An 18,967-nucleotide genomic window follows, 5' to 3' on the forward strand; every position below is an offset into this window, starting at 1 on the left:
GTCGAGCAGGTACTGCTTGCCGGCCATGTCGCCGCGCCCGTGGAGGGTCGCAGACGCGGGTGCCCGAGGGCGGCGGCCCGCTTACGGAACGAACTGGCTCCGCACCCTAGTTGCGTGCGCGCACGCTCTCTGTCACAGTTGGTGCAGCGGCGGAGCTGTGCCCGAACGACGGGAAACGGCTTCGCCGTTCGCCGTCCGGGCGCGCTGCCGCGCCCCGCCCCCCTCCCGCCGGAGCGCCCCGGGCGGCACTCCCGTCCCGCCACCCTCCGAGGAGAACCGTCATGACCACTCCCCCGAGTGCGTTCCCGGACGTCGAGAAGCTGGTCGTCGACGTCCTCAAGGCCGACCCCGCGCTGGCCGGCGCCACCATCGCGGTCAATCCGCCGGCCGGCTTCGACGGCACCCAGAGCGCCGTCCTGGTGAACCGCCGCGGCGGCGCCTGGATCGGCGACCTGCACGTCGACATGCCGCTGATCGAGTTCGAGGTGTACGGGCCGAGCAAGAACGCGGCCCACGTCCTCGCCAACGGGGCCCGGCGGGCCCTGCTGGCCACCATCGGCAAGCAGATCGGCGCCAACAACGTCGTCCACGACGTCGAGGAGCAGGACGGGCCGCGCTGGCTGCCCGACTACCTCTACCGGGGCGCCAACCGCTACCTGTGCGTCATCCGCCTCTCCCTGAGCGTCTTCTGAGCCCTTCCGGCCGCTGAGCCCCGCGCTCCCGGCGCCCTTCCGGCTCCCCGGCCCCGCGCTCCTGACGGACGCTCACCCCACAGACCAGGCCTCGCCGTCCGGCGGGGCCTTTGCCGTACCCGGGCCCGGTGCCCGGGGCGGCGCCCTCACCCAACCCAAGGAGAAACCCACCATGGCAGGAAACAACTCGGCCGAGATCCGCGTCGCAGGCGTCGGCAAGCTCTACGTGGCCGCGGTCGGCACCGCCGCCCCGGCCTTCGGCGCCGGCGACTCCTCCGCCGACTGGTCCAGCTGGACCGACCTCGGCTTCACCACCGGCGACGGCGTCACGTTCTCGAAGAAGGACAAGCTGGAGGCCGTCGACTCGTGGCAGTCGGTCTCCCCGATCCACTACATCTACTCGGCCCGTGACCTCTCGCTGAAGTTCTCGATGCTGCAGTTCAACGAGAACACGCTGCCGTTCTTCATGGGCGGCGGCAAGGTCGAGGCCGACCCGGCCGCGCAGGCGGAGACCTTCAAGTACGAGATCGCCGAGCGTCCGTACGCGGACGTGCGCGCCCTCGGCCTGGAGTTCACCGACGTCAAGGCCGGTGGCACCACCGCCGTCACGTACCGCTTCATCATCCCGCGCGGTCAGGTCACCGCCTCCGACGACATCAAGCTGGCGCGCAAGGCGGCGTCCACGCTGGGCATCACCTTCACCGCCATGTCGAACGGCAACGGCAAGCCGCTGGCCTCCTTCCTCATGAAGGACAGCCAGTACGGCACCGCGGTCTGATCCACCCCCACCCGGGGCGGGACGGACCTCCGTCCCGCCCCGCCCCTTCTCCTCTGCACTCACTCGAACAAGGAGTACGCATCACCATGGCCCGTTTCGACGTCAACGCCGCCCGCGCCCAGCGACAGGAGGCCCACGGCCGCAGCTGGTCCTTCGAGCTGGACGGCGAGAGCTACACCCTTCCCACCGAACTCAGCCGCGCCACCGCCAAGGCGCTGCGCACGCTCGACGACAACGACGTGGACGGCCTGCTCGCGCTCCTGATGGGTGAGAAGCAGTTCTCGCGCTTCGAGCAGCACGAGGTCACCATGCAGGACATCGCCGCCATCCTGGAGGCCTACGGCAAGGAGACCGGGCTCGGCCTGGGGGAAGACTGAGCCTCGTCGAGTTCGTCGACGAACACGCCGAGGCCCTCGAGGCGGACCTTCTCCGCTATTACGGCACCGATCTCCTCGACTGGCACCGCGGCGAGCTGTCCAGCCGGCGGGTCCTGGTGCTGATCAAGAACCTGCCGCGGGACAGCGCCGTACAGCGGGAGCTGCACGGCGAGGCCGCCGAGTGGTCGATCGGCGACCATCTGCTGGCGGCCGCGGTGGACCATCTGGCCGTCGCCAACTGGATGTTCGCCTCTGTCAACACCGGTGAGGACGACGACGCGCCGGAACCTCCGACGCCCGTGCCGCGGCCGGGCGGCGCCGAGGAGGACGGGGAAGAGGAAGGAGAAGGGCAGGGCGGGGACTCCCCGAAGGAGGGCACCGACCAGGTGGTCTCCCCCGGAGCGCTCGCCCGGTTCTTCGGCTGAAGCCGTATCCCCTGCTGTCCCCGGAGCCCGTTCCCGTCAGGGAGCCGGCTCCGGGGGCGCTTCCTGTGCTCGCTCGGCCGCCAGCTCCTCCTCCAGGGCCCTGGCTCGTTCGGACAGCCGGCGCCCCTTGCCCCGCGTCTCCGGCTCAGCGGGATCGGGTTCCCGGCGGTCGATACCCGCGACCGGCTGTACGGGTACCCCGGCCAGCGGCGGCACGATCGGGCGCCCGCCCTTGCGCCGTACGACCTTCCGAACCGGCTGGACGTTCCTGGCACGGCTCTCCTGGGCGGTCACGAGGACGTCCAGCTCCGACTCCGGTTCCGGTCCCGTCTGGTGCTCGGGCTCGGGCTCGGGGCGTTCGGGACGCTCCGAGCGCTGTTCGAACAGTTCGCGCTCCCTGCGGACCCGTTCCTCGGCCTCGACGACGGCAGCGGGCGGTTCGAGGAGCCGGGCGAAGGGCAGCGCGATGACCCGGGCGCCCCCCGGGCCGACGTCCGTACGCCGCTGAGGGCGGCGGATTCCACGCGCGTCACCCTGGCCCTGTGCGTAGGCGTCGGCGACACGCTTCTCGTACTCGCGGCGTATGCGCGGGAGTTCGTCCGACACCGCCTCGGCCCAGCCGGAGGTGAAGGCGGACGTCTCCCGCCGGTCGACCTCGGCCCTGGGGATCACGACGAGTTCCTCGCTGGCGTATCCGTGGACGTGGACGAGCTCAGAGAGGCGTGCGAAGAGATGGGGCAGATCGGGCTGGGAAGCGAACCAGTCGACGACCCGCTCCCGCCGGTTGGTGCCCGGCTCCGTGTCCATGCGTCAGTGCTGCCTTCCAGCCCCCAGGGTCCCCCCGCGCACCCCCGCGCGCCCCTCGCTCCCCGAAGCGGTCGGATCCAGGGAGCGCGTCCTCCAGATTACCCCGGTCGAACACAAGCTCCCGTTCCGGAGCCAACCTCGCCTGGGAGTGGGACAGAAGACACGCCGTCAGACGTTTCCCGCTCGACAAACTCGAACAGGTGTTCCACACTTTGTTCGCACAGCAGTTCGAACGTGGTGCCCCCGCCTTCACTCCGCGGCGCCGCCACGCACGCACGGGCAAGCAACCGGAAGGCAGGCGTCCATGACCCAGCAGGCCGAGGCACCGCGACCGCACATCCCGCTCCAAGACCGCCTGGGCCGGCTTCTCGACGGACCCGTCGCCCTCGACAAGAGAGCGCTGCTCGGCAGCCTGTACGCCGAGGTCAGCCGCTGCGAGACCCTCGCGTACGCGGCGGGCTGGCACGACGCCCTCGCGACGGTCCGACGCGGCTCCCGCCGGGACGACGACGCCTGACCCGACCACCGCCCGCCTCTCCCCTACGCACAAGCCCCTGCCGAGGCTCTTCGCCGGCAGGGGCTTTTCAGTGCTTGGCCGTCACCGGCCGGAAGCGGAGTAATCCATGGCAGAACCAACGAACAAGGAGATCTTCGACAAGGTCGCCGATCTCCGGTCCTACCTCACGAAGGTGGACGAACACAAGCTGGTCACGGACGGGCATCTGAAGGCACAGCTGCCGAAGGACTTCATCGCGAAGTTCGACGAGATGCACCAGGAGCTCAAGAAAGAGCCGTGGACGGAGTACCTCGAGGGCATGGGGCTGGACGGCTTCGCCGCGGCACTCGAAAAGCGCTTCGAGAAAAACGCTGACTGGATGAACTGGCTCGCAGCGGCCGTCGTGGGCCTCGCCGTCCCCGCGATCGGGGTCATGCTGGCTGCCCAACTGGTGAACATCTCGCGGAAGTTGCAGACGCTCGGCAACCCCGACCGCCCCGTCATCACCGGAAACGGGAGCGGCGGGTTCATGCGGCAGCACATCGACGACATCAACGCGCGTGAGGACCGGGTCTTCAATGGCGGCAGCGGGATCGCCGACATCCCCAGGGACGCGAACTTCGATCCCCTGCGCGAACAGATCGAACGACTGACCCCGAAGCTGGCGGCGTTCAACGAGGCCGCCGGCCCGTTCAACACCAACTTCCGCAATCTGCCGAAGGAAAGCCAGCTCAACAAGGCCGCCGCCGGCATCGAGAAGGTGAGCAAGGCCGCGTCGGAGGCCAAGCCCACCGACATCAAGGCCGTCGCCAGAGCGACGAACAAACTCGCCAACGCCCAGCGGAACTTCGACCCGAAAAAGCTGCCCAAGGCCCGGGGCCTGGCGTCGTCCGCCGCGGCCGCCGAGCGGCTCGCCAAGGCGGGCGACGACGTCGCGACGGCGTTCACCAACCTCAAGAACAAGGCCGAGGAGACCGCCCGGGTCCTGGCCGCCGGCTGATCCCCACCCCACCACGAAAGGAGGTACACCCATGAGTCTCGTCAGTTCCATGAAGAAGGCGTCCGACTCCCTGCGCACCCTCAAGACGCAGGCATCCGGCGCCGCGACCTCGGTCAAGAAGGTCGGCGACTCCGGCAAGTCGGCGTCCGGACAGCTCAAGAACCTCAAGAGCAACGCCCAGGGCTCCAGCAGCCGGCTCAAGAACCTCAAGACCGCCTCGGACCAGGCCGAGCGGGCCATGAAGAAGGCCGGAAGCACCGCTCAGTCGGCCGGCGGCAAGCTCGCCAAGTACGAGTCGGGCGCGGGCAAGGCCGCCAAGGGCCAGGACAAGCTCAATACGTCCATGAAGGGCAACATCCTCGCCCGTCTGCTCGAACTCTTCATGCCGCTCATCGAGACGATCGTCGAGATGGCGGCTCGCTCGAAGACGATGCAGACGGTCATGAAGAAGGCGTTCAGCGCCATCAAGACCGTGATCAGCTCCGTCATGAAGGCCGTCGGGCCGATCATGAAGAAGGCCGGCTCCCTGATCAAGACAGTCTGGAACGGCATCAAGAAGGCCATCTCCACCGTCGTCAAGGCCGTCGCCACCATCATCAAGACCTACGTGAAGATCTGGAAGACGGTCATCACCACGGTCATGAAGGCGATCAAGACCGTCATCAGCGCGGTCTGGAAGGGCATCAAGGCCGTCATCACCCCGGTGGTCAACTGGATCAAGTCCGCGATCCCGAACGCCTTCCGGGCCGTCAAGGACAAGATGTCGTCCATCTGGAACGGCCTCAAGGACATCGCGTCCCGGGCGTTCAACGGCATCAAGGACGGCGTGAAGTCCCCGATCAACGCGGTCATCAGCCTGATCAACCGGATGATCGGCGCCCTGAACAGGGTCAAGGTCAGCGTCCCCGGCTGGGTGCCGATCGTCGGCGGCAAGACCTTCGGCGTCAACCTGCCCACCATCCCCATGCTCGCCACCGGTGGTGTCGTCATGCCCCGCGCCGGCGGTGTCCCGGCGATCCTCGCCGAGGCCGGCGAGGCCGAGGCCGTCCTCCCGCTCTCCAAGCTGGACCGGCTGCTCGCCCTCACCGCCCGCCGGGCCCGTATGGCCCAGGCCGCCCAGGGCGTCGGCGGCCACGGCGCCGGGCTGCACATCGAGCACTACCACGCGGCCAAGGGCAGTGATCCGCACTCGACCGCGAAGGCCCTCATGTACCTGGTGAAGGCGCGCGGATGAGTGCCGTAGCCGCCATGCCGAACCCCTTCGCCGGGGTCGCCCCCGTGATGACCTCCCTGAAGCAGGGCCTCGGTCAGGCGGGCGACTCGCTGCGACGGTTCGGGCAGGACGTCCGGCGGGCGGCCGTCGGCGTCGACAGGTTCGCCGCCGGCCTGCGTACCGCGGGCACCACCGTACGGAGCCTCGGCCAGGGCGCCGCCGGGGCGGCGGCCTCCGTCGGCAGGATCCGCCGGTCCACCGCGCCCACGGGCATCCGGCGGATCGGCACCGCGGCGGGCAGGGCCCGAACGGCCACCGCCAGGATCGCCACCGGAGCCGGGGCGATCCTCGGCATCCTCCTGCCGCTGCTGCCCGTCTCCGATGTCGTCGCCGGTCTGATGGGCACCTTCGGCACCGTCATGACCATCGCCTCCATCGCCATGACAGGCGTCAACGTCGCCATGCGGGCCAACCCGCTCGGCTTCCTCGTCGGCCTGATCGTGCCCATCGCGGCGTACCTGATCGAGCTGGCCGTCAACTCCAGGACCGGGCAGCGGATCATCAAGCAGGTCTTCGCCCAGGTGCTCAAGGGCTTCCAGGCGGTCTGGACGTTCCTCCAGCCGATCATGAAGCTCCTCGGCAAGGCCGTGGGCACCTACGTCACGGCGTATCTGACCCTGTTCAGGACCGCGCTCAGGATCGTCGGCTCCGCGATCGGCGGGATCTCGAAGATCCGCTCCGCCGTCTCGTCCGCGTCGAACGCGCTGCGCGGCATCGCCTCCCGCACCATCGGCGGCATCAAGGGCGCCGTCAAGCCGGTCATCCGCTGGGTCACCGACAAGGTGCCCGGGTTCTTCCGCACCGCCAAGGACGCGGTGGGCAGGGCCCTGCGCGGCATCGGCAACCTCGTCAAGGGCGGGCTGAGCACCGTGCTCGGTGTCGTCAAGGGACCGATCAACGGTCTGATCGCCTTCGCCAACTGGATCATCGACGGTCTCAACGAACTCAGCTTCGAGATCCCGCTCACCGGCAAGAAGTTCGGCGTCGACCTCGACAAGATCCCGATGCTCGCCGAGGGCGGCATCGTCTTCCCCGGCTCCGCGGACGACTACCGCATCGACTCGCTCGCCCAGCTGGAGAACCGCCGCGTCCCGGCCCTCACCGAGGCGCCCCGACGGCCGCACCGCATACGGGACTTCCACGAGACGCCCGGCGCCGGACCCCGGTCGACCGCCGAGGACCTGCTCTTCCTGGCGACCGCCCACTCCTGACACCCATCCGAAGTGAGGTGACGGCCCCATGGCCGAGACCACGACCGCATACGCCGGAAACACCTACACCGCCGACCTCGCGCCCGGCTCGCTGATCACCCAGGACGGGCAGATCCAGTGGGCCGGGCTCCTCATCGGTCCCGACACCCCGTTCACCGTCGACCGGTCCGGCCTGACGGGCTGGGAGGACCTGCCGGAGTACGACTCCTCCGACGCCGAACGCCCCACCTCGCACGGTGCCTGGCCGGGTTCCCGGTACGCCAAGCCGCGCAAGGTCGGCGGGACGATCGTGCTGGCGCCGGAGTACAAGGCGGCGCCCGAGGCCATCCGCGCCCTGCGGCAGGCCCTCGCCCTGCTCGACGAGGAGCGCTGGCTGACCGTCCAGCTCCACGGAGAGCTGCTCGCCGTACGCGCGCGCATCGCCCAGCGCGTGGTCCCCGCCGACCAGGGCTTCGCCACCCAGGGCACGTCCAAGATGTCCATCCAGTGGCTTGCGGCCGATCCGCGCCGCTACGTCGTCAACGAGCAGGTCGTCACCACCACTCCCCCGCAGCCCGAGTCCGGTCTCACCTGGCCGCTGACCTGGCCGCTCAACTGGGGCCGGGCGACGAGCACCGGCGACGCCGTCGCCGAGAACACCGGCTCGGCGCCGACCCATCCGGTGATCGTCTTCCGCGGCCCGTGCTCCATGCCGACCGTCACGGAGCGGGTCAGCCGGCGCCGGCTGCGCTACGCGATCGACCTGGCCGCCGGCGACGAGCTCACCGTCGACACCGCGGCCGGCACGGTCACGCTCAACAACACCGCCTCCCGCCGGCACACGGCCATGGCGGACTCCACTCCGGAGGAGCTCTTCGTCCTGGAACCGGGCCGCACCGAGCTGTCCTTCCGGCCGGACGGGGCGAGCGCCGACGCGCTGATGACAGTCCGCTGGCGCAGCGCCGAATGGTGATCCGCACGACACCGGCGCCCCCACCGATGCCCACGAACCCACTGAAGAGGTGACCCATGACCGTACGTGCCGCATGGCTGCAACCCACCGGCCAGACCCGCGAGGACACCCGCCTCACCCTCGCCGCCCTGCTCACCCCCAGCGGCCAGACCCCCGAGGAGACGCCGCTGCGCTCCCGGCCGGGCATCGTGCCGGGCGGCTTCGTCCTGACCGGGACCTCGCCCATGCAGTGCACGATCGGCACCGGTCGCGCGATCGTGCAGGGCAAGGACACCGACCAGGGCGCCTACCTTGTCGCCGTCACGACACCGGAGACGCTCACCGTCCCCGACGGCGACCCGCAGTACGGCCGGATCGACCTGGTCGAACTGGCCGTCGTCGACAACGACTACGACAACACCGGCGTCACGGAGGCCGTCGTACGCCTGGTCAAGGGCACCCCCTCGGCCACCCCCGCCGCCCCGCCGAGCGGCCCGGGCAGCACGATCCCGCTGTACACGGTCTCGGTGCCGGCCGGCACCTCGGCCGGCACGGGCGGCATCCTGTGGACCACCTCCGCCGTCACCTCCCAGCACTGGCCGGTCGTCGCCCTCGGCGGCATCATGCCGACCAGCGGCTTCAAGGGCGCGTACGTCGGCCAGTACCGGGACGCCTCCGGGCTGCTCCAGCGCTGGGACGGCACGACCTGGGTCTCCTACCCGAAGCCGATCGGCGGCATCGCTCCCAACGGCACGCTGGCGACGGGGAGTTACACCGGCCAGTACCGGGACAACGCCGGAGTCCTGCAGCGCTGGGACGGCACGGCCTGGCAGTACGTCGAAGGCAGGGCGACGGTCCTGTTCAGCGTCTCGCAGACGAGCCAGCAGAGCATCGGCACCAACACATGGACCACGCTCACCTTCCAGAGCATCGACGTCGACGACGCGGCGGGCTGGAACGGCTCCACCACCTACACCGCGCCCCGCGCCGGCTGGTACCGGATCTCCGGCCACTGCGTCTTCTCCGGCGAGTCGGCGGCCGGCATGCGCGGCGCACGGGTCCTGGTCAACGGCGTCGGCGTACCGCGCTGCACCTGGCTGACCCCGGCCGGCGACGGCGCGGTGGTGGTCGGCGGCCAGGGCCTGATCAAGCTCACCGCGGGCAGCACCGTCCAACTCGCGGCCTACAACACCCACACCGCGGCGGTGAAGACCCTCGGCGGCTCGGGCTACGCCGGCAACCTCTCCGCCGAGTGGATCAAGTCCTGACCCCCAACTCCCCAACTTCGATCGGAGAAACCCCATGAACCTGCGGAGCAGCTGGGTCGCCGAGACCGGCCAGACCCGTGAGAACACCCGCCTCAACCAGGTCGGCGCGACCACCCCGGTCAACCCCGTCCAGGTCCGCTCCGGCATCCTGCCGGGCTCCTACGACGGCCGGTACCGGCTCTCCGGCTTCTGGATGTTCGGCTCCGCCGCCATGTCGGCGACCGTCTCCGAGGGCCGGGCCCTCATCCAGGGCGAGATCTCCCAGGGCGTGTACCCGGTGGCGCTGCCCGCCGCCGAGACGATCACCTTCGCCGCGGGCGACGCCCAGTACGGCCGTGTCGACCTGGTCGTCGCCAAGGTCTACGACAACCTGTACGACTCCTCGGGGCGCAACGAGGCGAAGATCGAGATCATCCAGGGCGTCCCCGGCCCGACCCCCAAGGCCCCGGCCATCCCGCCGCGGAGCCTGGCGCTGTACGAGGTGACGGTGGTCGCGGGCGCCAGCGCGGGCAACGGCGGCATCAACTGGAACACCTCCCTGAAGGACCTGCGCATCCCGGTCGTCTCCCTCGGCGGCATCCTCCCCGTCGAGGGAGCGGTCTTCCCCGGTGCGTACCCGGGCCAGTACCAGGACTCCGGCGGCGCGCTCCAGCGCTGGGACGGCGGCGCGTGGGTGCCGTACCCGTCGGCGCTCGGCGGCATCATCCCGAACAGCGCGTCCACGCTGCCTGCCACGTACACGGGCCAGTACCGGGACTCCACGGGCGGCCAGCTCCAGCGCTGGAACGGCTCGGCGTGGGTCCCCGCGGTGCCCGGCCCGTTCTTCACCGGCTCCAACGACTCCGGGTGGACGCAGTCGACCACGTACACGGCAGCGTTGACGGACACGACGAGCACCCCGCTCGACGTGGACTTCGTCGCCGGTCCGTCGGGGGCCGTGCTGATCACCTACGGCGCGCGGATGCATGCCGAGTCCGCCACTCCGACCACGGTCGCCATGAGCTTCCGGCTGACCAAGGGCACCGCGCCGGCCATGGAACCGAACGACGAGATGGCCGTGCTCTGCACCGGCTCCACTCCGGCGTCGATGTCGTCCACGACGCGCATCTACGGCATGACGCCCGGAGCCACCTACACGCTGACGGCCATGTTCAAGGTCGGCAACAGCGCCGTGAAGGGCCACTTCGACAACACCTTCCTCCGCGTCGACAACCAGGCCTGACCACCCCCCAGGAGACTTCCCATGGTTCTTCGCAACGGCTGGCTCGCCCCCGCCGGGCAGACCCGCCTCGACACGCGCCACACCGCCCTCGGCGCCACCACCCCCGCCGGCCCGTTCGCCTCCCGGTCGGGCATCCTCCCCGGCACGTACGACGGCAAGTACCGCGTCGGCGGCCTGTGGATGAGCTCCAACGGACCGATGTCGGCCACGGTCTACCACGGCCGGGCCGTCATCCAGGGCCCGGAGGCCCAGGGCGCGTATCCCGTCGCTCTCGACGCGGACACCGTCATCACCTTCGCCGACGGCGACCCGCTCAACCCGCGTGTCGACCTCGTCGTGCTGCGGGTGTACGACGACCAGTTCGACGGCTCGACCAGGAGCGAAGCCGCCCTGGAGATCGTCCGGGGCACCCCTGCCGCCACTCCGGTGGCGCCGAACGCACCCGCGCTCTCGCTGACGCTGTTCTCGGTCCGCGTCCCGGCCGGAACCTCCGCGGGCACGGGCGGCATCCCCTGGACCACCACCGGAACGGTCACCGACCTGCGCGTCACGGTCGCCGGTGTCGGCGGCATCCTGCCCGTCTACAACAACGGCGCCGAGCCCGGCGCGTACCCGGGCCAGTACCAGGACAACGACAACGCGCACTTCCTCCAGCGCTGGAACGGCACGGCCTGGGTCGCGTACCCGAAGGAGATCGGCGGCATCGCCCCCAGCGGCTCGCTGTCCACCGGCAGCTACGCGGGACAGTTCCGCGAGAACAACGGGGTCCTCCAGCGCTGGAACGGCACCACGTGGACGGCCTACCAGCCGCCGGTCGAGGTGGAGAGCGCCGCCGGCGGGTTGACCGCGCCGGCCGGCTGGTCGGTGTCGCAATTCGCCGGCCGCAAGACGAAGGGCGGTCTGTGCACCATCACGGCCGTCGTCACTCGCAGCGGTGGCACCCTCACCTCGGACTCTCAGGGCAACATCCCCGACGAGCCGCTGTGCACTCTCCCCGTCGGCTGGCGCCCGGCCATCACCGTCGAGGCCCCGGCCTCCGACGGGTACGCCTCCGGCGGTGCCGTCATCAGCTACAACGGGCAGATCGACCTGCGTACCTGGTTCCCCAACGCGCAGCTGATCGCAGGCCGCAGCGTCCGCGTCAGCGCCACCTACATTCTTCTGTGAGGCCCTCGATGGCACTCGACACGCCCTACCGGGCGATCTTCTGCGACCTGCTGACCGACCAGACCATCGACATCCTGCCGCTGCAGGACGTCCAGTTCGACGACTACATCGGCAGGGCCGGCTCGCTGTCCGGCACCGTACCCATCCCGGACAAGGCCATCGCCGAGCGCGTCCGCCAGGTCGAGGAGGGCCGCACCGCGGTCTACCTCGAGCGCGGCGGGGACCTGTGGTGGGGCGGCATCATCTGGACGAGCACCCTGCAGAGCAGCGAGCGCGGGGTGCTGACCCTGGCCCTCCAGGCCGCCACCTTCGACTCGTACGCGACCCGGCGCCGCATCCGCGAAGCGATCAGGTTCACGACGCCGACCGACCAGCTGGAGATCGCCCGCACTCTCTGGAACCACCTCCAGAAGACCGACGACGGCAACATCCGGGTCAAGGTCGGCGAGGAGACCTCGTCCGTCAAGCGGACCGCGGCCTGGCGCGACGGCGACGAGACCGTCTACTCGGAGGCGCTCGCACAGCTCGCCACCCTGGAGAACGGATTCGAGCAGCAGATCATGGTCTTCCGGGACCCCGTCACCGGCGAGCGCGTCCGGCAGCTGCGGCTCGGCTCCCCCAAGATCCGTACCGGTGCCACCGATCTCGTCTTCGACCGTCCCGGCACCATCCTGTCGTACTCCTTCCCGCGCGACGCGACCCGCGGCGGCACCACCTCCGTGGCCCGCGGCGCGTCCGTCAACAACAACGCCGCCGCAGAGTCCCGGCCGCTGTACTCCAAGCCCCCGGCCGTCGCCCAGGACCTGCTCGACGGGGGCTGGCCGCGGATCGACCTCTCCTCGGACCACAACGAGATCACCAGCGAGGCGGCGCTGAACTCGCTGGCCGCCGCGAACCTCGCCCAGGTGCGCGGCGCCGTGGTGATCCCGGAGATAAGGATCCGCCTCGGCGAGGTCGTCCCGCCGGCGCTCCTGGGCCGCTCCGCACGGATCCGGATCACCGACGAGTGGCACCCCCAGGGCCTCGACGCCCGCTACCGGATCATCGGCGTCAAGGTCACTCCGCCGCAGCGGGGCCGCCCCGACACCGCAGAGCTCTACCTAGAGGAGGCCTGATGCCTCAGCTGCCCGAGGACATCATCGACCGGCTGACCCAGATGGAACGCCGGATCCAGGCGCTGTCCACCGCGGTCAACACCCGTCCCGCGCTCAACGAGATCACCAACGGCGCGCTCACCGTGAAGCTGCCCAACGAGACCGCCGTCCTCCAGGTCGGCAAGTGGGGCACGGGCGAGAACGACAAGGAGTACGGGCTCACGATCCGCCGCCAGACCGGCGAGCGGGCCCTGGCCCTGTACAACGGCAACGGCTCCGACACCGCCAAACAGGTGCTGCGCCTGTTCGACGCCTACGAGCACGAGCTCTTCTCGGACGACATCGTCTCCGGCGGCCTCGCCCGGCCCTGGCTCCCGATGCTGCCGCCGCAGGACCTGGGCTCGATCAACTGGTCGCAGACCACGTCCACGACGTGGAGCACCATCGCCCGGTCACTCAACCCGATCTGGCAGCCGCTGATGCGGCTGGGCGTGTACACACGCTTCTCCTCCGGGGCCACCGGACAGGTGAAGGTCCTGGTCGACGGCGCCCAGTGGGGTCCGACCGTCAACGCGGGCACGACCTTCGACCACACGGCCCCGATCGTCTCCGACATCCAGACCCGCTTCGGCACCAGCGTGACCGTGGAGATCCAGGCCATCGTCACCAGTGCGAGCGGCACCGTGTACGCCCAGCCGTACGTCATGTACGGCCGGCAGAGCTGAGCCGCGGCCCCCCGCGGCACCGCAGACCCGCATCGCCCCCGCACCACCCCCGACGCCCGCCCCGCGCGGGCCTTTTTTCATGCCCCGCAAGCCTGGAGGTCACCCATGGCCACTCCCCTCACCGCCGACCGGCTCCTCGCCGCGCTCCGCGCCGAAGGCGTCAAGGTCGTCGAGCACGACGGCTGGCGCACCCACCACCGCAACCGGGCAGGAGCCTGGGGCCCCGTCGTCGGCGTGATGATCCACCACACCGTCTCCAGCGGCACCGCCTCGTCCGTCGAGCTCTGCTACAACGGCTACGCCGGGCTGCCGGGCCCGCTCTGCCACGGCGTGATCGCCAAGGACGGCACGGTCCATCTCGTCGCCAGCGGACGCGCCAACCACGCGGGAGGCGGCGATCCCTCGGTCCTCCAGGCAGTGATCACCGAGACCTACGGGACCCGGCCTCCCACCCCTCGCGAGCACCAGGGCAGCTCCGGCGCCGTCGACGGCAACTCCCGCTTCTACGGCTTCGAGTGCATCAACCTCGGCAACGGCACCGACCCCTGGCCGGCGGCCCAGCTCGACGCCGTCGAGCGGACCTCGGCCGCGCTGTGCCGGGCCCACGGCTGGGGCGCCAAGTCCGTCATCGGCCACCTGGAGTGGTCCGACTGGAAGAGCGACCCGCGCGGCTTCGCGATGCCCGGCATGCGCGACCGGGTCCAGAAGAGGCTCGCCGCCGCCCCGTCGAAGCAGCCCCCTGCCCCGCCGAAGCCGGCCGCCCCGCGCTACCAGCGCTTCCCCGGCACGTCGTTCTTCAAGGCCGGCCCCAGCTCCCCGATCGTCACCGCAATGGGCCGTCGGCTGGTCGCCGAGGGCTGTGGCCGCTACGAGATCGGCCCGAGCCCCCGCTGGTCCGAGTCCGACCGCCGGTCGTACGCGGCCTGGCAGCGCAAGCTCGGCTTCCGCGGCGCCGACGCCGACGGCTGGCCCGGCGCCACCTCCTGGAATGCGCTCAAAGTCCCCCACACCCTCTGAGGAGCCTCCATGGCACTGTCCGAGAACACCAAGCGGACCGCCCGCACCGTCCTGCAGACCGCGGTCGGCATCGCCGTCGTGCTGCCCGCGATCGTGGAAGCCGCCGGCGTCCCGGCGACCCTCCCCCGGGTCGCCGGGGCTCTCGTCGTCGCCGGCGCACTCTCCCGGGTGATGGCCCTCCCGGCCGTCCAGCGCCTGCTCCCCGGCTGGCTGCGCACCACCTCGGGGGCGGCCGATGACCGAGTCTGATCCGAACGACCCGGTGGCGGTGGCGCTGGAACTGGAACGGCTGCGCGGCACGCTGGAGGCGGGGTTCGCCCGGGTCGACGGCTCACTCGCGCTGCTCGTCCAGCGCAGCGACCAGACCGACAAGCAGCTCGCCGATCACGAGGCCCGGCTCGACGCGCTGGAACGCGCCCGATGGCCGCTGGCCTCGATCGCCGCGCTCACCGCCGCTTCCGGACTCGCCCTCGCCCTGTGGGAGTTGGCGAGCCGGTGAAAGACCGAAGGGCGGTCACCCCGTACGGGTGACCGCCCTTCGTTCGCCCTGCTTACTGGTTGTACGGACCGTAGTCGTAGTCCTCCAGCGGAACGGCCTGGCCGGAGCCCGTGCCGAACGGCGAGTAGTCGATGTCGTCGTAGCCGACGGCCGAGTACATCGCGGCCTTGGCCTCCTCGGTCGGCTCGACCCGGATGTTGCGGTAGCGGGACAGGCCCGTACCGGCCGGGATGAGCTTACCGATGATGACGTTCTCCTTGAGGCCGATCAGGGAGTCCGACTTGGCGTTGATCGCCGCGTCGGTCAGGACCCTGGTCGTCTCCTGGAAGGACGCCGCCGACAGCCACGACTCGGTCGCCAGCGAGGCCTTGGTGATACCCATCAGCTGCGGACGGCCGGAGGCGGGGTGACCGCCCTCGGTGACCACACGACGGTTCTCGGTCTCGAACTTCGAGCGCTCGACCAGCTCGCCCGGCAGCAGCTCCGCGTCGCCGGACTCGATGATCGTCACCCGGCGCAGCATCTGCCGGATGATGATCTCGATGTGCTTGTCGTGGATCGACACACCCTGCGAGTTGTAGACCTTCTGGACCTCGCCGACCAGGTGGACCTGGACCGCGCGCTGGCCGAGGATGCGCAGCACGTCGTGCGGGTTGGTGGCACCCACGGTGAGCTTCTGGCCCACCTCGACGTGGTCGCCCTCGCCGACCAGCAGACGGGCACGCTTCGAGATCGGGTAGGCGGTCTCGTCGCTGCCGTCGTCCGGGGTGACGACGAGCTTCTTGGTCTTCTCGGTCTCCTCGATACGGACGCGGCCGGCCGCCTCCGAGATCGGGGCGACACCCTTGGGCGTACGAGCCTCGAAGAGCTCGACGACACGGGGCAGACCCTGGGTGATGTCGTCACCGGCCACACCACCGGTGTGGAAGGTACGCATCGTCAGCTGGGTACCGGGCTCACCGATGGACTGGGCGGCGATGATGCCGACCGCCTCACCGATGTCGACCAGCTTGCCGGTCGCGAGCGAACGGCCGTAGCAGTACGCACAGGTACCGACAGCGGACTCACAGGTCAGGACCGAGCGGGTCTTGACCTCCTCCACACCGGCCGCGACGAGCGCGTCGATGAGCACGTCACCGAGGTCGACGTTGGCAGGCGCGATGACCTTGCCGTCGACGACGACGTCCTCGGCGAGCATGCGCGCGTACACGGAGGTCTCGACGTCCTCCGCCTTGCGCAGCACGCCGTCGGCGCCCTTCGCGGCGATCCGCAGCTTGAGGCCGCGGTCGGTGCCGCAGTCCTCCTCGCGGATGATGACGTCCTGCGAGACGTCCACCAGACGACGGGTCAGGTAACCCGAGTCGGCGGTACGCAGGGCGGTGTCCGCCAGACCCTTACGGGCACCGTGCGTGGAGATGAAGTACTCCAGCACCGACAGGCCCTCACGGAAGGACGCCTTGATCGGACGCGGGATGGTCTCGTTCTTGGCGTTGGACACCAGACCACGCATACCGGCGATCTGACGCATCTGCATCATGTTTCCACGAGCACCCGAGTTGACCATCATGAAGATGGGGTTGGTCTTCGGGAAGTTCTCGTTCATGGCCTCGGCGACCTCGTTGGTCGCCTTGGTCCAGATCGCGATGAGCTCCTGCGTGCGCTCGTCCTTGGTGATCAGACCGCGCTCGTACTGCTTCTGGACCTTCTCGTCCTGCGCCTCGTAGCCCGCGACGATCTCCTTCTTCGCCTCGGGAACGACGACGTCGGAGATGGCCACGGTGACACCGGAACGGGTCGCCCAGTAGAAGCCGGCCGCCTTCAGGTTGTCGAGCGTCGCCGCCACGATGACCTTGGGGTAGCGCTCGGCGAGGTCGTTGACGATCTCGGAGAGCTGCTTCTTGCCCACCGAGTAGTCGACGAACGGGTAGTCCTCGGGCAGCAGCTCGTTGAAGAGCGCACGGCCGAGCGTGGTCTTCAGACGGAAGCTGTCACCCTGCTGCCACGTCCCTGCCTCGACGCCCTCATCCCCTTCTTCGACCGGAGGCGTCCAGCCGCGCGGCGGGATGGTGCCGACCGGGAAGCGGATGTCGACCTTCGCCTGGAGCGAGAGCTCCCGGGCGTCGAAGGCCATGATCGCCTCGGCGGTGGAGTTGAACGCACGGCCCTCGCCGCGCACCTCGCGCTCCTCCTCGTCCGTGGTGAGGAAGAAGAGGCCCAGCACCATGTCCTGGGTCGGCATGGTGACGGGACGGCCGTCGGCCGGCTTGAGGATGTTGTTCGAGGACAGCATCAGGATGCGGGCCTCGGCCTGCGCCTCCGCGGACAGCGGCAGGTGCACGGCCATCTGGTCACCGTCGAAGTCCGCGTTGAACGCGGTGCAGACGAGCGGGTGGATCTGGATGGCCTTGCCCTCGACCAGCTGCGGCTCGAAGGCCTGGATGCCGAGGCGGTGCAGCGTGGGCGCACGGTTCAGCAGCACCGGGTGCTCGGCGATGACCTCTTCGAGGACGTCGTACACGACGGTGCGGCCGCGCTCGACCATGCGCTTGGCCGACTTGATGTTCTGCGCGTGGTTCAGGTCGACCAGGCGCTTCATCACGAACGGCTTGAAGAGCTCCAGCGCCATGGCCTTGGGCAGACCGCACTGGTGCAGCTTCAGCTGCGGGCCGACGACGATGACGGAACGCGCCGAGTAGTCGACTCGCTTGCCGAGCAGGTTCTGACGGAAACGACCCTGCTTGCCCTTCAGCATGTCGCTGAGGGACTTCAGCGGGCGGTTGCCGGGACCGGTGACCGGGCGGCCACGACGGCCGTTGTCGAACAGCGCGTCGACGGCCTCCTGGAGCATGCGCTTCTCGTTGTTCACGATGATCTCGGGCGCACCGAGGTCGAGAAGGCGCTTCAGTCGGTTGTTCCGGTTGATCACACGGCGGTACAGGTCGTTCAGGTCGGAGGTCGCGAAGCGGCCACCGTCCAGCTGCACCATCGGACGCAGGTCCGGCGGGATGACCGGCACGCAGTCGAGCACCATGCCCTTGGGGCTGTTGGACGTCTGCAGGAACGCGGAGACGACCTTGAGGCGCTTGAGCGCGCGGGTCTTCTTCTGGCCCTTGCCGGTGCGGATGATCTCGCGGAGACGCTCGGCCTCCTCCTCGAGGTCGAAGGACTCCAGGCGCTTCTGCAGCGCCGCGGCACCCATCGAGCCGTCGAAGTACGTGCCGAAGCGGTCACGCAGCTCGCGGTAGAGCAGCTCGTCGCCCTCGAGGTCCTGGACCTTGAGGTTCTTGAAGCGGTTCCACACCTCGTCGAGACGGTCGATCTCGCGCTGGGCGCGGTCGCGCAGCTGCTTCATCTCACGCTCGGCGCCCTCGCGCACCTTGCGGCGCACGTCGGCCTTGGCACCCTCGGCCTCGAGCTCGGCCAGGTCGGTCTCGAGCTTCTTGGCGCGGGCCTCGAGGTCGGCGTCGCGGCGGTTCTCGATCTGCTGGCGCTCGACGGAGACGTGGGCCTCCAGCGACGGCAGGTCGCGCGTGCGGCGCTCCTCGTCCACGAACGTGATCATGTACGCGGCGAAGTAGATGACCTTCTCGAGGTCCTTCGGCGCCAGGTCCAGCAGGTAGCCCAGACGCGACGGGACGCCCTTGAAGTACCAGATGTGGGTGACGGGGGCGGCCAGCTCGATGTGGCCCATCCGCTCACGGCGCACCTTGGCGCGCGTGACCTCGACGCCACAGCGCTCACAGATGATGCCCTTGAAGCGGACACGCTTGTACTTGCCGCAGTAGCACTCCCAGTCCCGGGTCGGACCGAAGATCTTCTCGCAGAAGAGTCCGTCCTTCTCGGGCTTCAGGGTGCGGTAGTTGATGGTCTCCGGCTTCTTGACCTCGCCGTGGGACCAGGTCCGGATGTCGTCCGCGGTGGCGAGGCCGATCCGCAGCTCGTCGAAGAAGTTGACGTCGAGCACTTTTTCGTCAATCCCTCTTTC

Annotated in this window: 19 protein-coding genes; 17 read left to right on the forward strand and 2 right to left on the reverse strand. The window is 69.7% G+C overall.

The window, feature by feature from the left end:
- Positions 1-281: 281 nt before the first annotated feature.
- From AB0K02_RS07350 to AB0K02_RS07365, 4 genes are all read left to right on the forward strand, one after another.
- On the forward strand, positions 282-692 hold the full coding sequence (locus AB0K02_RS07350) for a hypothetical protein (RefSeq protein WP_365991361.1): 411 nt from the start codon (positions 282-284) through the stop codon (positions 690-692).
- A 172-nt stretch (positions 693-864) separates the two neighbouring features.
- Entirely contained in the window at positions 865-1,470 is a 606-nt protein-coding gene (locus AB0K02_RS07355; RefSeq protein WP_365991362.1) for a phage tail protein, read from the forward strand.
- A gap of 86 nt (positions 1,471-1,556) precedes the next feature.
- A complete protein-coding gene (locus AB0K02_RS07360) occupies positions 1,557-1,847 on the forward strand; it encodes a hypothetical protein (protein ID WP_365991363.1) in 291 nt (96 codons plus the stop codon).
- A 116-nt stretch (positions 1,848-1,963) separates the two neighbouring features.
- Positions 1,964-2,272: a hypothetical protein gene (locus AB0K02_RS07365; RefSeq protein ID WP_365991364.1), complete on the forward strand. Its 309-nt coding sequence runs from the start codon at positions 1,964-1,966 to the stop codon at positions 2,270-2,272.
- Between the two features lie 36 nt (positions 2,273-2,308).
- Here the strand turns inward: AB0K02_RS07365 and AB0K02_RS07370 are convergent, their stop codons facing one another.
- Complete coding sequence (locus AB0K02_RS07370; RefSeq protein WP_365991365.1) at positions 2,309-3,079, reverse strand: hypothetical protein; 771 nt, start codon at positions 3,077-3,079, stop codon at positions 2,309-2,311.
- Between the two features lie 304 nt (positions 3,080-3,383).
- Between AB0K02_RS07370 and AB0K02_RS07375 the strand changes: the two genes are divergently transcribed.
- The 13 genes from AB0K02_RS07375 to AB0K02_RS07435 all read left to right on the forward strand — a co-directional run bounded on the left by AB0K02_RS07375 (position 3,384) and on the right by AB0K02_RS07435 (position 14,982).
- Entirely contained in the window at positions 3,384-3,596 is a 213-nt protein-coding gene (locus AB0K02_RS07375) for a hypothetical protein (RefSeq protein WP_365991366.1), read from the forward strand.
- Between the two features lie 106 nt (positions 3,597-3,702).
- On the forward strand, positions 3,703-4,575 hold the full coding sequence (locus AB0K02_RS07380) for a hypothetical protein (RefSeq protein WP_365991367.1): 873 nt from the start codon (positions 3,703-3,705) through the stop codon (positions 4,573-4,575).
- Positions 4,576-4,606: 31 nt separating this feature from the next.
- Positions 4,607-5,809, forward strand: a complete 1,203-nt coding sequence (locus AB0K02_RS07385; RefSeq protein ID WP_365991368.1) for a phage tail protein — start codon at positions 4,607-4,609, stop codon at positions 5,807-5,809.
- Positions 5,806-7,059 (forward strand): tape-measure protein, encoded by a 1,254-nt coding sequence (locus AB0K02_RS07390; protein ID WP_365991369.1) that lies wholly within the window; start codon positions 5,806-5,808, stop codon positions 7,057-7,059. Before AB0K02_RS07385 ends, AB0K02_RS07390 begins: the two co-directional genes overlap by 4 nt.
- Positions 7,060-7,087: 28 nt before the next feature.
- Positions 7,088-8,011: a phage tail protein gene (locus AB0K02_RS07395; protein ID WP_365991370.1), complete on the forward strand. Its 924-nt coding sequence runs from the start codon at positions 7,088-7,090 to the stop codon at positions 8,009-8,011.
- 56 nt (positions 8,012-8,067) lie between these two features.
- Positions 8,068-9,258, forward strand: a complete 1,191-nt coding sequence (locus AB0K02_RS07400) for a hypothetical protein (RefSeq protein ID WP_365991371.1) — start codon at positions 8,068-8,070, stop codon at positions 9,256-9,258.
- A gap of 34 nt (positions 9,259-9,292) precedes the next feature.
- Positions 9,293-10,480, forward strand: a complete 1,188-nt coding sequence (locus tag AB0K02_RS07405; RefSeq protein WP_365991372.1) for a hypothetical protein — start codon at positions 9,293-9,295, stop codon at positions 10,478-10,480.
- A gap of 21 nt (positions 10,481-10,501) precedes the next feature.
- Positions 10,502-11,647, forward strand: coding sequence for a hypothetical protein (locus AB0K02_RS07410; RefSeq protein ID WP_365991373.1), 1,146 nt, complete (start codon positions 10,502-10,504; stop codon positions 11,645-11,647).
- An 8-nt stretch (positions 11,648-11,655) separates the two neighbouring features.
- Positions 11,656-12,762: a hypothetical protein gene (locus AB0K02_RS07415; protein ID WP_365991374.1), complete on the forward strand. Its 1,107-nt coding sequence runs from the start codon at positions 11,656-11,658 to the stop codon at positions 12,760-12,762.
- The gene (locus AB0K02_RS07420; RefSeq protein WP_365991375.1) at positions 12,762-13,466 is read left to right on the forward strand and encodes a hypothetical protein; all 705 of its coding nucleotides are present in this window, start codon (positions 12,762-12,764) and stop codon (positions 13,464-13,466) included. Before AB0K02_RS07415 ends, AB0K02_RS07420 begins: the two co-directional genes overlap by 1 nt.
- Before the next feature lie 105 nt (positions 13,467-13,571).
- Positions 13,572-14,483, forward strand: coding sequence for a peptidoglycan-binding protein (locus AB0K02_RS07425; protein WP_365991376.1), 912 nt, complete (start codon positions 13,572-13,574; stop codon positions 14,481-14,483).
- Between the two features lie 15 nt (positions 14,484-14,498).
- Positions 14,499-14,732: a hypothetical protein gene (locus tag AB0K02_RS07430; RefSeq protein ID WP_365991508.1), complete on the forward strand. Its 234-nt coding sequence runs from the start codon at positions 14,499-14,501 to the stop codon at positions 14,730-14,732.
- Positions 14,719-14,982, forward strand: coding sequence for a hypothetical protein (locus tag AB0K02_RS07435; protein ID WP_365991377.1), 264 nt, complete (start codon positions 14,719-14,721; stop codon positions 14,980-14,982). Before AB0K02_RS07430 ends, AB0K02_RS07435 begins: the two co-directional genes overlap by 14 nt.
- A gap of 52 nt (positions 14,983-15,034) precedes the next feature.
- Here AB0K02_RS07435 and AB0K02_RS07440 read toward each other — a convergent pair whose 3' ends face one another.
- Positions 15,035-18,946, reverse strand: coding sequence for a DNA-directed RNA polymerase subunit beta' (locus tag AB0K02_RS07440; protein ID WP_365991378.1), 3,912 nt, complete (start codon positions 18,944-18,946; stop codon positions 15,035-15,037).
- Positions 18,947-18,967 lie beyond the last annotated feature (21 nt).

The sequence above is a fragment of the Streptomyces sp. NPDC049597 genome (genome assembly GCF_040675505.1).
In the GTDB taxonomy this organism is placed as follows: domain Bacteria; phylum Actinomycetota; class Actinomycetes; order Streptomycetales; family Streptomycetaceae; genus Streptomyces.

Bases quoted from the DNA above. Each gene is read 5' to 3' on its own strand.
- AB0K02_RS07350 (WP_365991361.1), top strand. From the start codon at position 282: ATGACCACTCCCCCGAGTGCGTTCCCGGACGTCGAGAAGCTGGTCGTC.
- AB0K02_RS07355 (WP_365991362.1), top strand. From the start codon at position 865: ATGGCAGGAAACAACTCGGCCGAGATCCGCGTCGCAGGCGTCGGCAAG.
- AB0K02_RS07360 (WP_365991363.1), top strand. From the start codon at position 1,557: ATGGCCCGTTTCGACGTCAACGCCGCCCGCGCCCAGCGACAGGAGGCC.
- AB0K02_RS07370 (WP_365991365.1), bottom strand. From the start codon at position 3,079: ATGGACACGGAGCCGGGCACCAACCGGCGGGAGCGGGTCGTCGACTGG.
- AB0K02_RS07375 (WP_365991366.1), top strand. From the start codon at position 3,384: ATGACCCAGCAGGCCGAGGCACCGCGACCGCACATCCCGCTCCAAGAC.
- AB0K02_RS07380 (WP_365991367.1), top strand. From the start codon at position 3,703: ATGGCAGAACCAACGAACAAGGAGATCTTCGACAAGGTCGCCGATCTC.
- AB0K02_RS07385 (WP_365991368.1), top strand. From the start codon at position 4,607: ATGAGTCTCGTCAGTTCCATGAAGAAGGCGTCCGACTCCCTGCGCACC.
- AB0K02_RS07390 (WP_365991369.1), top strand. From the start codon at position 5,806: ATGAGTGCCGTAGCCGCCATGCCGAACCCCTTCGCCGGGGTCGCCCCC.
- AB0K02_RS07395 (WP_365991370.1), top strand. From the start codon at position 7,088: ATGGCCGAGACCACGACCGCATACGCCGGAAACACCTACACCGCCGAC.
- AB0K02_RS07400 (WP_365991371.1), top strand. From the start codon at position 8,068: ATGACCGTACGTGCCGCATGGCTGCAACCCACCGGCCAGACCCGCGAG.
- AB0K02_RS07405 (WP_365991372.1), top strand. From the start codon at position 9,293: ATGAACCTGCGGAGCAGCTGGGTCGCCGAGACCGGCCAGACCCGTGAG.
- AB0K02_RS07410 (WP_365991373.1), top strand. From the start codon at position 10,502: ATGGTTCTTCGCAACGGCTGGCTCGCCCCCGCCGGGCAGACCCGCCTC.
- AB0K02_RS07415 (WP_365991374.1), top strand. From the start codon at position 11,656: ATGGCACTCGACACGCCCTACCGGGCGATCTTCTGCGACCTGCTGACC.
- AB0K02_RS07420 (WP_365991375.1), top strand. From the start codon at position 12,762: ATGCCTCAGCTGCCCGAGGACATCATCGACCGGCTGACCCAGATGGAA.
- AB0K02_RS07425 (WP_365991376.1), top strand. From the start codon at position 13,572: ATGGCCACTCCCCTCACCGCCGACCGGCTCCTCGCCGCGCTCCGCGCC.
- AB0K02_RS07435 (WP_365991377.1), top strand. From the start codon at position 14,719: ATGACCGAGTCTGATCCGAACGACCCGGTGGCGGTGGCGCTGGAACTG.